At 67.1% G+C, this 12,937-nt stretch carries 11 protein-coding genes and 1 other RNA gene; 6 read left to right on the top strand and 6 right to left on the bottom strand.

Going from position 1 to position 12,937, the window contains the following annotated elements; genetic code table 11:
• Position 1: 1 nt before the first annotated feature.
• Entirely contained in the window at positions 2-970 is a 969-nt protein-coding gene (nudC, locus tag R5H30_RS04565; protein ID WP_318326868.1) for an NAD(+) diphosphatase, read from the bottom strand.
• A gap of 211 nt (positions 971-1,181) precedes the next feature.
• On the opposite strand from nudC, the gene R5H30_RS04560 reads away from it, so the two are divergent.
• From R5H30_RS04560 to rsgA, 3 genes are all read left to right on the top strand, one after another.
• Entirely contained in the window at positions 1,182-2,990 is a 1,809-nt protein-coding gene (locus R5H30_RS04560) for a 5'-nucleotidase C-terminal domain-containing protein (protein WP_318326867.1), read from the top strand.
• A 49-nt stretch (positions 2,991-3,039) separates the two neighbouring features.
• Positions 3,040-3,138: signal recognition particle sRNA small type (gene ffs, locus R5H30_RS04555), an RNA gene on the top strand.
• A 144-nt stretch (positions 3,139-3,282) separates the two neighbouring features.
• Complete coding sequence (gene rsgA / locus R5H30_RS04550) at positions 3,283-4,302, top strand: ribosome small subunit-dependent GTPase A (RefSeq protein WP_318326866.1); 1,020 nt, start codon at positions 3,283-3,285, stop codon at positions 4,300-4,302.
• A gap of 36 nt (positions 4,303-4,338) precedes the next feature.
• Here the strand turns inward: rsgA and ypfJ are convergent, their stop codons facing one another.
• On the bottom strand, positions 4,339-5,178 hold the full coding sequence (ypfJ, locus tag R5H30_RS04545; protein ID WP_318326865.1) for a KPN_02809 family neutral zinc metallopeptidase: 840 nt from the start codon (positions 5,176-5,178) through the stop codon (positions 4,339-4,341).
• A gap of 235 nt (positions 5,179-5,413) precedes the next feature.
• Between ypfJ and R5H30_RS04540 the strand changes: the two genes are divergently transcribed.
• The 3 genes from R5H30_RS04540 to R5H30_RS04530 all read left to right on the top strand — a co-directional run bounded on the left by R5H30_RS04540 (position 5,414) and on the right by R5H30_RS04530 (position 8,080).
• Positions 5,414-5,776, top strand: coding sequence for a YidH family protein (locus R5H30_RS04540; protein WP_412105104.1), 363 nt, complete (start codon positions 5,414-5,416; stop codon positions 5,774-5,776).
• 61 nt (positions 5,777-5,837) lie between these two features.
• On the top strand, positions 5,838-7,586 hold the full coding sequence (locus R5H30_RS04535; protein ID WP_318326863.1) for a DNA polymerase III subunit gamma/tau: 1,749 nt from the start codon (positions 5,838-5,840) through the stop codon (positions 7,584-7,586).
• 149 nt (positions 7,587-7,735) lie between these two features.
• Positions 7,736-8,080 carry a YbaB/EbfC family nucleoid-associated protein gene (locus tag R5H30_RS04530; RefSeq protein ID WP_318326862.1) on the top strand — a complete coding sequence of 115 codons (345 nt, stop codon included), beginning with the start codon at positions 7,736-7,738 and terminating at the stop codon, positions 8,078-8,080.
• A gap of 23 nt (positions 8,081-8,103) precedes the next feature.
• On the opposite strand, the gene R5H30_RS04525 is transcribed toward R5H30_RS04530, so the two are convergent.
• From R5H30_RS04525 to R5H30_RS04510, 4 genes are read right to left on the bottom strand one after another with little or no spacing between them, the layout of a single operon-like run.
• A complete protein-coding gene (locus tag R5H30_RS04525) occupies positions 8,104-9,147 on the bottom strand; it encodes an ABC transporter ATP-binding protein (RefSeq protein ID WP_318326861.1) in 1,044 nt (347 codons plus the stop codon).
• 2 nt (positions 9,148-9,149) lie between these two features.
• A complete protein-coding gene (locus R5H30_RS04520; protein ID WP_318326859.1) occupies positions 9,150-10,400 on the bottom strand; it encodes an MGH1-like glycoside hydrolase domain-containing protein in 1,251 nt (416 codons plus the stop codon).
• Between the two features lie 2 nt (positions 10,401-10,402).
• Positions 10,403-11,653 (bottom strand): carbohydrate ABC transporter permease, encoded by a 1,251-nt coding sequence (locus R5H30_RS04515; RefSeq protein WP_412105103.1) that lies wholly within the window; start codon positions 11,651-11,653, stop codon positions 10,403-10,405.
• Positions 11,650-12,882: a carbohydrate ABC transporter permease gene (locus R5H30_RS04510; RefSeq protein WP_318326858.1), complete on the bottom strand. Its 1,233-nt coding sequence runs from the start codon at positions 12,880-12,882 to the stop codon at positions 11,650-11,652. The genes R5H30_RS04515 and R5H30_RS04510 overlap by 4 nt, the downstream gene beginning before the upstream one ends.
• Between the last annotated feature and the right edge of the window lie 55 nt (positions 12,883-12,937).

Below are 12,937 nucleotides of genomic sequence, written 5' to 3'. Positions count from 1 at the left end.
TTCAGTCCAGGCGGTCGGCCAGCCAGGCCGAGATCAGGAAATGCGCGATCGCGCCCTTGCGCGCCGGCAGGATGTCCGGATGGTCTCCGGCGAAGGCTTGCATCATTTCTTCCCGGCTGACCCACATCGCCGCCTCGATCTCGAGCGGGTCGATCACGATCTCCTCGCTTTCCGCGATGCCGGCGCAGCCGATCATCAGCGAGGCGGGGAACGGCCAGGGCTGGCTTGCGAGGTAGCTGACCTCGCCGACCTGGACACGGGTTTCCTCGAACACCTCGCGGCGCACGGCGGCCTCGAGCGTCTCGCCCGGTTCGACGAAGCCTGCAAGAAGCGAATACATGCCGTCGGGCCAGCCCGGGCTGCGTCCCATCAGGACCGAGTTGCCGCGGGTGATCAGCATGATGACGACGGGGTCGGTGCGCGGGAAATGCTGGCCGCCACAGCCGGGGCAGACCCTCTGCCAACCCGCCTGGGCCATGTCGGTGGCCTGCCCGCAACGCGCGCAGAACCGGTGGGTCGCATGCCAGCCGAACACCGCCTTGCCGGTCGCCGCAAGTTCGGCGTCCCGCGGAGACAGCCAAGTCATGACCCGGCGCAGTTCCACGAAACACGCGGTGTCGGGCAGCTTCGGGTGGCGCTGCTCGGTCGGATCGAGAAATCCGCCCAAGAGGTCGGGGTCGAGGTCGTCGGGCTCCCAGGCCGAGAGATCGCAGGCAAAGCACGGCGCGCCGTCCTCGCGGCCAATCAGGATGCGTTCGTCCGCGGCCTCGTCCAGCACCGGGTGATCCATCGGAAGCCGGACCAGGGCCGCCGGGCGCTCGGGCGTGATCAGGACCTTGCCGCGCCAATAGAGCAGCGTCCGCGCCCGCGGATCGCACATCGCCGCCGCGACCTTGTCCGCGTCCGCACGGATTTCTCCGGCCCGATCGAGCGCCGATCCCCCGAATGTCACCGTTTCCGCGAGTTTCATACCGCTCCCGTTCGCATCCCGGACTTCGACGTCGCATGGTGCGCCGCGCGGCGCAAGTCCGCGCCGAAAGGAACCTCGGTGGGGATTGCCAAGTCACGCGCGATCTGATCGAACCGATACAGCCTTAGATTGTTCGGCAGGACAGGAGGACAGCCTGATCGCGGACAGCGCAAAGCCATCGTCGGAACCGGTTCGGGCCAGCCTGCGGATCTTGGCGACCACGGATCTGCATATGCAGCTTGTCGGGCATGACTACGTAAACGATCGCCCGGTCGAGCGCCGCGGGCTCGCCATGTTGGCCCCGATGATCGAACGGGCGCGGGCTGAGGCTGTCGCACGCGGCGATCTGTGCCTGCTGCTCGACAATGGCGACACGTTGCAGGGGACACCGCTGGGCGACTGGCTGGCCGAGCAAGGCACGGACGTGTCGCCGCACCCGATGGCCGCGAGCCTGAACCACCTGCGATACGATGCGGTCGGGCTCGGAAACCATGATGTCGACCACGGTCTGCCCTACCTTGCGTCGGTTCTCGACCAGTACAACATGCCGGTGGTCTGCGCCAACCTGACCAGCCCGACTCTGCCGATGCTGCGCCGTCTAGCGGTTCTCGACCGCACGGTGCGGGATACCGCAGGCGAGGCTCATCCGCTGCGCATCGCAGTTCTGTCGGTGCTACCACCGCAAACAGCCGACTGGTCGCGGCACCACCTCGAGGGGCGCGCCACGGTCACGGGCGCGCTCGATGCGCTGCGCTGTGCGCTGGCCGAGGCCCGCGCGGAAGGCGCAGACCTTGTCGTCGTCCTTGCGCACATGGGGATCAGCGGCAGCGAAAGCGGCCCCGATCCCGAAAGCGCCGCGCGCGCCATCGCGGCGCTCGACGGGGTCGATGCCGTGGTGGCGGGCCATACACACCTGCGTTTTCCCGGCCCCGACCACGACGGCATTGCCGGTGTCGACAGCCGGCAGGGAACACTCGAAGGCAAGGCCGCCGTGCTACCCGGCGTCGCTGGGTCCGATCTGGGGGTCATCGACCTCGACCTGATGCGCGACGGCACCCGCTGGCGCGTGCAGAACCACACCGCCCGGCTGGAAGCTCTGCCGCTCGAAGCGCCGAGAGACCCCGCGATCCTGCGACTGTCGCAGCGGGCGCACGAAGCGACCCGCAGCTTCCTCTCCGCGAAGGTGACGGAATTGCCAGAGGCGATGCACAGCTACTTCGCGCTGGCACAAGCCGGGCCGCTCTCGCACCTGCTGGCCGCCGCCAAGCGGCGTGTCGTCAGCCGTGCGCTCTGCGGCACACCGCTCGAGGACCTGCCGCTGCTGGTTGCCACCGCGATCCCCGCCGTCGGCGGTCTCGAGGGTCCGGACAATTTCGTCTGCCTGCCGAAAGGCGCGGTGCCGCGACGCTCGATCGCGGGTATCTCGCCCTACCACAACCAGGTCTGGGCGGTGCGTGTGACCGGCGCTCAGGTGCGTGACTGGCTCGAGCGCTCAGCCCGAATCTTCGAAACACTGACCCCGGGCAACGCCGACCAGTTGCTTGTAGATACGCGGGTGCCCGGGTTCCGCTTCGACACGGTGCACGGTCTGGATTACGAAATCGACCCGACGCGCGCGCCCGCCTTCGACCACTCGGGCTACCCGGTGCCCGGCGCCCCAAGGCGTATCCGCAACCTGACCTTCCGCGGCGCGCCGCTCGACCCCGCGCAGGATTTCGTGATGGCGACCACGCATTACCGGATCGGCGGCGGCGGCGGATACGAAATTCACCACGACACGCAGGTCGCATTGCGCAGCAATACCTCAACCGAGCGCGCCCTGCTCGACTGCCTGCGGTCTGACGATTGGGCGCTACCGGACACGCGTCCGCCATGGCTCTTCACGCCGGGATTGGGCGTCAAGGCCGTGCTCTACACCGCTCCGGACGCAGTGCGGCACCTGTCCGATCTCGCATGGATGGCGCCGGAACCGCTCGCGCCGACCTGCGATGGCTTCCTTCCGGTGCGGCTTAGCCTGTGATCTGGCGGCCTGGGTTGCGGCATGCGCGACAAAGGCCTATATCACGCGGTGAGAGGTTGGCGCGGGCGAGCGCCTCGCCAACCCGGTCAGGTCCGGAAGGAAGCAGCCGTAACGAGTCCCGCTTGGGTCGTTGTCCAGCCTCTCACTTCGACTCCCCGGACCGGAGGACAGCATGGAGCTTGTCACCCCTCTCCGGGCGGCGCGCGGCTAGGCCGACCCGCCCGATGCATCGAACGGACCGCAGCATGTGCATGCGGACCGATCTGAAGGCATTTTCGGGATCTTCGAACAAATGACAGACTTTTCCCTTTCCGACCTCGGATGGTCGGACCACCGTGCGCGGGCGCTCGAGCCGGGCGAAACTGGCAGGCCCGCGCGCATCACGAGCGTGCATCGCAATCGCGCCGAGGCGCTGGGCGAGGCAGGTGCCCTCGACCTGTCGCTGCCGGACGGCGCGCCGCTCGCCGTGGGTGACTGGGTACTGCAGGATGGCACCCGCATCCTGTCGGTACTGCCACGCGACACGCAGCTTGGGCGCAAAGCCGCGGGCCGCGAACACCGCGACCAGCTGATCGCGGCGAATGTCGACACGCTGGGCATCGTGACCAGCTGCAACGACGACTTCCGCGAAGCGCGGGTCGAGCGCTACCTCGCGCTCGCCGCGCAATCGGGCTGCCTGCCGCTGGTGGTACTGACAAAGGCCGACACCTGCCCCGACCCCGCGACCTACCGACGCGCGGCCGAGCGCCTGTCGCCTCTGGTCACAGCCCTGACGCTGGACGCGCGCCAGCCCGACGAGGCGCGCAGGCTCGATCCATGGTGCCGGGGCGGCCAGACCCTTGCGCTTGTCGGCATGTCCGGGGTCGGCAAGACCACCCTGCAGAACGCCCTGACCGCCACCGAGGAAGCCACGCAGGGCATCCGCGAGGCCGATGCGCGCGGACGACACACCACCACCGCGCGCGCCCTGCGCCGCACGCTGGCCGGAGGTTGGCTGATCGATACGCCCGGCATGCGCGAACTCGGGTTGGTCGATGCCGCGGAGGGGATCGACGAGGTGTTTTCCGACATTGGCACGCTGGCCGGGGAATGCCGGTTCCGCGATTGCGGCCACGAGAGCGAACCTGGCTGCGCGGTGCAGGAAGCCGTCCGCCGAGGCGAACTCGACCCCGAGCGATTGCGGCGCTGGCGCAAGCTTCTGCGCGAGGACCAGATCAATTCGGAAACCGTTGCCGAGGCGCGCGCGCGGCAGCGTGGTCTGCAGAAACTCTATGACGAAGGTGCGCGACGCGGGCGCGACAAGCGGCGATGACGCGGTGCGGTGCGCGCTCTGGCGTGCACCGCTCCGTCAGATCTGATCGGGCCCGAAGGTGTCGCACCGGCCGATGTCACCGGTGTCGTAGCCGGCGGCAAACCAGCGCATGCGCTGCTCGGAGGTGCCGTGGGTGAAGCTGTGCGGGTTCGGAACCCGGCCCGCCTGACGCTGGATGTAGTCGTCGCCGATCTTCCTGGCGGCGTTCAGCGCCTCCTCGATATCGCCCTTGTCCAAGAGGCCCTGCACGTTGCTGGCCCAGACTCCCGAAAGGCAATCAGCCATGAGCTCAAGCCGAACCGTCATCTGGTTTGCCTCGACCGTGCTGGCCTGCTGGCGCGCGGCGTTGACCTTGGGCAGGATGCCAAGCTGGTTCTGGACGTGGTGCGCGACCTCATGTGCGATCACGTAGGCGGCGGCAAAGTCCCCACCCGCACCCATCTGCTGGTCGAGCATGCGGAAGAAATCGGTGTCGAGATAGGCCTTTTCATCCGCCGGGCAGTAGAACGGGCCCGTCGCCCCCGAGGCGCTGCCGCAGGGGCTTTGCGTCACGCCCGCGAAAAGCACCAGCACAGGCGGCTCGTAGGTCCGGCCCAGCTGTTCGGCGAAGATGCGCGACCAGACCTCCTCGGTCGTGGCCAGCACCCGGCTGGAGAACTCCGCCTGCTGGTTGCTCTGCTCGGAGGGTTCGCGCGACTGGGTCACCGGCGCGCCTCCGCCCGCTCCCTGCAGGAAGGGGGTCACGTCGATTCCGGCGAAATACCCGATGATCAGCACGAGAATCAGCCCGATGCCGCCGATGCCACCGGCGCGCCGGCCGCCCATGCGACGGCGATCCTCCACGTTCCGGCTGCCGCGAATTCCCCTCAGGCGCATGGACCCATCCCCCTTGGCGCAGTTTGCGATACTCAGACATCCTACATGCGCGGCGACGTTGGGTCAGCGCAAAAAATGCCCGGTTCCCTTCCCGCCGCAGTCACTCAATGCGCCGAACGGCGCGGCAGTTCCGCCGACCGCGGCGGGGTTGCGCCCGAGACGGGCCCGGCGACGACCTCGACAATCGCGCAGGTTGGGCCTGTCATCGCGCAGGTCGACCGCTATAGTCATCGCCATGCCGAGCAGCCAGCAAATGGCGGAGGACCGCACCGACTGGGCCGAGGATCGCACGATCCTCGCCAACGAGCGCACGTTTGCCGGGTGGATGCGCACCGGCATGGCCAGCCTCGCCGTCGCCTTAGGTCTCAAGGCGGTCTTCGGGGATTTCGAACCCACATGGGCGGCGAAGCTCGTGGCACAGGTTTTCGTCCTCGTCGCGCTGCTGATCTTCTGGGCCGCCTGGCGGAAATCGATCGAGACCCAAAAACGCATGAACGAGCACGATGCGAAGGCCCAGCCAAGCCGGTCCCTTACGGTGATCGCGGTCACGCTGTGTTTCGGCGCGGTCGCAACCGGCGCCGTGCTCTGGCTTCTGTGAGTGCTGGTGGACGGCATCGGTCGCAAGCCTTAGGGTCTGCGCGAACAGACAAGGCGCGAAGATGTCCGACTCCCCCCGATACCAGGTTCTCGCACGCAAGTACCGGCCCGAAACCTTCGCCGATCTCGTCGGCCAGGACGCGATGGTGCGCACCCTGCGCAACGCCTTCGAGGCCGACCGCATCGCCCAGGCCTTCATCATGACGGGCATCCGGGGCACCGGTAAGACCACCACCGCCCGGATCATCGCCAAGGGCATGAACTGCATCGGATCGGACGGTACCGGCGGACCGACGACCGATCCCTGCGGCGTCTGTGAGCATTGCACGGCGATCATGGAGGGCCGACACGTCGACGTGATGGAGATGGACGCCGCCTCGCGCACCGGCGTCAACGACATCCGCGAGATCATCGACAGCGTGCATTACCGGGCCGCCTCGGCGCGCTACAAGATCTACATCATCGACGAGGTGCACATGCTCAGCACCTCGGCCTTCAACGCGCTGCTGAAGACGCTCGAGGAGCCGCCCGCGCATGTGAAATTCATCTTCGCGACCACCGAGATCCGCAAGGTGCCGGTGACCGTGCTTTCGCGCTGCCAGCGCTTTGATCTGCGCCGGATCGAGCCCGAAGTGATGATCGGTCTCCTGCGCCGCATCGCCGAGGCGGAAGGTGCGCAGATCGCCGAGGACGCGCTGGCGCTGATCACCCGCGCAGCGGAAGGCTCGGCGCGCGACGCGACCTCGCTGCTCGATCAGGCGATCAGCCACGGCGCGGGCGAAACCGGGGCCGACCAGGTCCGCGCGATGCTCGGTCTCGCCGACCGGGGCCGGGTGCTCGATCTCTTCGACATGGTGCTGAAAGGCGATGCCGCAGGCGCGCTGACGGAACTCGGCGCGCAATATGCCGACGGGGCCGATCCGATGGCAGTCATGCGCGATCTGGCCGAGATCACGCACTGGGTGTCGGTGGTCAAGATCACGCCCTCGGCCGCAGAGGATCCGACCGTCTCGCCGGACGAGCGCGCGCGCGGGCTGCAGATGGCCGAGGCACTGCCGATGCGGGTTCTGACACGGCTCTGGCAGATGCTGCTCAAGGCGCTGGAAGAGGTGGCGCAGGCCCCCAACACGATGATGGCCGCCGAGATGGCGGTGATCCGCCTGACCCACGTCGCCGACCTGCCCTCACCCGAGGAGCTGGTGCGCCGGCTCAAGGACGAGACGCCGCCGCCGGGCCCCGGTCCGGGTGGCGGGCGCCAGGTCTCGGCGCCGCAGGCCGAAGCCGCGCCGGTCGCCTACCGGACAGGCGGGCAGAGCGGGCGCGGCGCGGGTCTCGCACCGCAGGCCGCGCTTGCGCAGAGCCCCGACGAGGCACTGGCGCGGTATGCCACCTTCGATCACGTCGTCGAACTGATCCGCGCCAACCGCGACGGCAAGCTACTGGCCGATGTCGAGACCGACCTGCGGCTCGTGTCCTACCAGCCCGGCCGGATCGAATTCCAGCCGACCGACAGCGCGTCGCGCGACCTCGCCCAGCGCCTCGGACACCGGCTGCAGGGCTGGACCGGCAACCGCTGGGCGGTCAGCGTGGTCTCGGACGGTGGCGGAGAGACCATCGACGAGGTGCGCAATGCCGAACGCTACGCGATGGAAGCCGAGGCGCAGGCGCATCCCCTGATGCAGGCGGTGCTGGCCTCCTTCCCACAGGCAAAGATCTCGGCGATCCGCACCGCGCAGGAGATCGCGGCGCAGACCGCCAGCGAGGCGCTGCCGGAGGTCGAGGAAGAATGGGATCCGTTCGAGGAGGACTAGGCGTTTCTTCGCCCCGGCGTCCGCTCCGGGCCTTGTCGTCGCAACCCGGCGGGCCGATATAGGGCGCAACGCGGCCGGTCGGGGCCGTGGCAGCTGACAGAAGCGGCGCAGAGCGAGCGCAAGGCAACGAATTCCCGGAAGGAGACCAGATGTTCAAGGGACTTGGCGGACTTGGCGACATGACCAAGATGATGAAGGCCGCGCAGGAAATGCAGGGCAAGATGGCCGAGATGCAGGAGGAGATGCACAACATCACCGTGACCGGCGAATCCGGTGCGGGCCTGGTCAAGGCCGTCTGCAGCGCCAAGGGCGAACTCAGGTCGCTCGACATCGACCCGTCGATCTTCAACAAGGACGAAAAGGAAGTCGTCGAGGACCTGATCCTTGCCGCGATCAAGGACGCGCAGGCGAAGGCGTCGGATCGCGCGCAGGAAGAGATGTCGAAGCTAACCGAAGGTCTCGGCCTGCCGCCGGGCATGAAACTGCCGTTCTGAGCGTTGCGCCGGGCGGGCGCGGGTCAGATGGCCCGCCCGTCCGCGTCGAAGAAATGCACCGGCCCGTCGAAGGACAGGCCGACCTGCGACCCCGGCTTCAGCTCCGAATCTCCGATGAGCCGTACGGTCAGCCGGCCCGCGCTGCCGGCGTCGATGATCACGAAGGTATCGGCCCCGAGATACTCCAGCACGTCCACCGTTCCGTCGAGTTGGCCCGTTCCGGCGTCTCCGAGTGAGATATGTTCCGGCCGCACGCCCAGCTTCACCGCGGGGCGGTCGCCCGAGAAGTCGCCTCCGCGCCCGCCGTCGAGGCGGTAGGATGCGCCGTCCGTCGTGCAGGCCATAACGTTCATCGCCGGGCTGCCGATGAACTGCGCGACGAAAAGGTTGGCCGGGTTCTCGTAAAGCTCGCGCGGCGTGCCGGCCTGCGCGATTGTCCCGAACTCGAGCACCACGATCCGGTCGGCCAGTGTCATCGCCTCGACCTGGTCATGGGTGACGTAGATCATCGTCGAAGCCAGGGCCTGGTGCAGCTTTGCGATCTCGTAGCGCATTTCGACGCGCAGGGCCGCATCGAGGTTCGACAGCGGTTCGTCGAAGAGAAACGCGGTCGGGTCGCGCACGATCGAGCGCCCGATAGCGACCCGCTGGCGCTGACCGCCGGAGAGCGCCTTTGGCCTGCGATCGAGATAGTCGTCGAGCTTGAGAATGCGCGAGGCTTCCGACACCTTCTCGTCGATCACCGATTTCGGCGCACCGGCGGTCTTGAGCGAAAAGCCCATGTTGTCGCGCACCGACATATGCGGGTAAAGCGCGTAGGACTGGAAGACCATCGACAAGCCGCGCCGCGAGGGCGGGTCCGAGGTCACGTCCTTGCCGTCGATCAGAAGCTGCCCGCGCGAGATCTCCTCGAGCCCGCCGATCATGCGCAGCAGCGTGGACTTGCCGCAGCCAGACGGGCCGACGAAGACGACGAACTCGCCATCCGAGATGTCGAGGTCGACGCCCTTGATAACCTGCAGGTCGCCGAACCATTTCTCGATCTTGCGTAGCGCAATCGCTCCCATCGTCAGTTCCTCGCGTTGGGACTGGCCCAGGCGAGCCAGATCGCCGCCGTCCAGGTGAAGTGGTTGCCGCCGCAGGGCGTGCCGTCGGTCGGGTCGAAGTACTCGTAGAACCCGCCGTCGCGGATCAGCCGTGCGGTTTCGCGGCGCAGGCGCATTTCCTCGTTCCCGCGGCCGGCGTCTTTGAGACCCATCGCAATCAGGGAATTGACCACCGGCCAGGTGGGACCGCGCCAGTAGCGCCGGGCATCGAAACTCGGCGCCGCGGGATCGTTCGACGGGAAGCCGTACTCGACCCGGTCCCAGATCGCCGAGAGCCTGTCCTCCATTTGCGGGTTCTCAACCGCCGCCAGCAGCCCCAGCGACGCGCCCGAACTGATCGAGCGCGCGAACGCGCCGGTGCGCATGTCGCGGGCGCAGTAGGCCTGAAGGTCCTCGTTCCAGATGCCGGGCAGCGCCGTCTCGAGGTCCCGCGCCCAACCCAGCGGTTCTGCGGAGTCCGCGCCCAGCACCTCGGCCAGCGCCGCGAGGTCGCGATTGGCCCGGATCAGGATGAAGGTGATCGCCGGATCGGCCATCACGAACGGACCTTTGCCGAGGATCTGCCCTTGGTCCCAGCCACAGGCGACGCCGTACTGCACGAGCGCGAGGTACCGGTCGTATTCCTCCTTGCTCGGGCGCATAGACGCATCGACGTGCCCGGTGTCGCGGCGCTGGTAGGGGCCGACGCCCGAGCCGTCGACATTCTCCATGCCCGGATCCCAATCCGGACAGTTGTCGCGCCCGGACTCCCAGGGATGCGTCACGCAGGCGAGCCCGTCGACGGTGCGTGCCTCGCGCCACCAGCGGTGCCAGTCCAGCAGCTTCGGATAGAGGGCCGAAAGGCGGTCCCGCCCGGCCTCCGGGTCGGTCTCGAAGATCTTGCGCGCCAGCGTGGCGGCGACGGGCGGCTGGCTGATCCCCGAGGACGGTGGGGTCTGCCCGGTGCTCCAGACCGAAGAGCCCGGAAAATACCCGTCATCCTCGACGTGGAAGATGATATGCGGCACCATGCCGGTGTCCCATTGCCCCGAAAACAGCGTCTCGAGTTCGGTCCAGGCGCGGTCGATGTCGAAGGTCGAGAACCCCCAGGCGGCGAAGGCGGAATCCCAGTTCCACTGGAAGGGGTAAAGCCCCTTGGTGGGGATCGTGTAGCCGCCCCTGTCGTTGTCACGCAGGATCTGCCGCGCGCGGTCGTCGAGGTCTTGGTCGGTCATCGTCACCCCTTTACCGAGCCCGCGGTCAGGCCCTTGGTCATGAAACGTTCGAGCCCGAGGAACAGCGCCATGATCGGCACCGTCGCGATGACCGAGCCCGCCATCAGGTGCTGGCGCGGAATCTCGGAGGAATTGAGCATCGCGACCCCGCGGGTCAGCGTGAATTTCGACGGATCGTCGAGCAGCATGAACGCCAGCAGAAACTCGTTCCAGGCGATCATGAAGACGTAAAGCGACACCGAGGCCAGCGCCGGCAGCGACAGCGGAAGCGTGATCTTCCAGATCACCGCAAGCCGCGACAGCCCGTCCATCAGCCCCGCCTCCTCAACCTCGGCGGGCAGGCCCCGGAAATAGCCCTGCAGCATGTAGAGCGCGACCGGGATGGTTGTCACGGGATAGATCAGCACGATGCCAAAGATCGAATTGCGCAGGCCGGTCATCGAGAAGGCGATGTAGATCGGCAGGGCGAGCACGATCATCGGCACCATGTAAATGAGCAGGATCGAGCGCGAGAACGCGAGCCGCCCCTTGAAGCGCAGCCGCGCCACGGCATAGGCGCCGGGGATCGAGAACAGCAGGGTCAGCAGCACCGTAAGGCAGGAGACATAGAACGACGTCCAGAGGTAGGTGCCGAAACTGAAGGTCGTCATCAGCTCGACATAGCTGTCGAAAAGGCCCCAGCCCTGGCTGAGGTCCAGCGTGAAATCCAGCGGGTTCTGCATCAGCTGCTGCTGGTTCTTCAGGCTTGTCATCACCATGACGTAGAAAGGAATGGCGACGATCGCGGTGAAGAAGACGTAGCCGAAACCGAGCAGGAAGCGGATCACCGAATGCTCGAATTCGTGGCGCGTGGCCGGCCCCGCAGGCAGACCCGACACCATCCATGCCAGCGGCCAGGCGGACCCGAAGGCGGCGAGGAAAACCGCGATCCAGCGCCCGGCAAAAGAAACTTCGCCGGTCAGGACCGGGCCGATGCCGGCGACCGCAAAGCCGGCGAGAACCGCAGCCGCAACGCCGAGCAGCATCTCGCGCTTCACCCGGACCGCCAGCGCGCCGAGACCCGCACCGAAGACCAGCGACCAGACCAGCGAAGGGCGATACTCGGCCCCGGTGGCAAAGGACATGATCACGGTGACACCGGTGGCCACGACGACCATCCAGACCGCACCGATGAGCGGGCCGGTGATGTTGCCGTTGTGCAAGGGGCGCGCCCAGCCGCCGGTGGTCCAGGTTTCGCGGGAGATGTCAGTCACAGCCCTTCCTCCCGGCTGATGAAGCGGAAGAAGAAGTAGGAGAAGATCAGCAGGCAGCCGAAAATCACAACGGCGACGGCCGCCCCCGCCCCGATATTGGAGACGGCGAAGGCCTGTTCGTAGACGTTCACGGTCAGCGTGCGCGTGCCGGCGTTGCCGCCGGTCAGCAGGAAGATGTCGTCGAACTTGTTGAAGGTCCAGATGAAGCGCAGCAGGAAGAGTACCGACAGGATGCCCAGAAGCTGCGGCAGCGAGAGGAACCAGAACTGCTGGAACGGCGAGGCGCCGTCCATGTCGGCGGCCTCGTACATATCCTCGCCGATGGATTGCATGCGCGCGAGGATGAAAAGGAAGCTCAGCGGGAAGTAGCGCCAGATCTCGAACACCGTCACCATGATCAGCGCCAGCGGACGCTCTCCGAAGAAATTGATCGACGTGTCGCTGACGCCCATCTGGATCAAGAGCGCATTGGCCGAGCCCGAGAACGGATCGAAGAGGATCACCCAGGTGAAGGCGACGGCGATGACCGGGGCGACATAGGGAAAGAGGTAGAGCCCGCGCAGGATCGACTGCCCCTTGAACGAACGGTCGAGCAGCATCGCAGCGAAAAGCCCCACCAGCAGCGCGCCGATGGTCCCGAAAACGGTGTAGAACATCGTCACGCCCAGCACCGACCAGAATTCACCGCCGTCGAAGACCCGCTGGAAGTTCTCGAGGCTAAAATCAAGGCTGGTCAGGACATTGGGCGCGGTACCCGAGATCGCCGGAACGCTGGCTTCGAGCGCCGCTTCGACCGCCGCCTCCTCGCCCTCCAGCGTCACCGAAAGCTCGAGCTCGTCGCGACCGCCGCCGTCGAGATCGCCGAAGTCGCAGAAGAGATCGCGCCCTTCGATCGCGCAGCGCGGGTCGAGCGCGCCCGGCGTCAGCCCTTCGGGCAGCGTGTCGCGCAGGGTCACCCCCGAGATCGTCTCGCTGCGCGACGAGTTGCGCAGCCGGTACTCGATGCGCATCTCTTCGCCCGAGCCGCGCAAGCTTTCGCGGATCACCGGCGCGGGCGGGCGCAGGTCGGCGAGCCCGATGGGCTTGAAGCTGATCCAGAAGATCGACAGCAACGGGATGACCACGACCGCCGAGACGATCAGCAGCGTCGGTAGCAGCAGACCCCAGGCCAGCCGCGCTTCGCGGCGGGCGAGCGGACCTGTGCCTTTCGGCGGTACGGCATCTGACATTGCGTCATCCTCGGGACGGGTCGCGGCAGGGGCCGGCACGGCCCCTGCCCTCATG

Origin of the sequence: Roseobacter sp. FCG-D35 (genome assembly GCF_033436665.1) — a bacterium.
Taxonomy (GTDB): Bacteria; Pseudomonadota; Alphaproteobacteria; order Rhodobacterales; family Rhodobacteraceae; genus JAWQFO01.
This window is presented reverse-complemented; position numbering and strand designations above follow the sequence as displayed.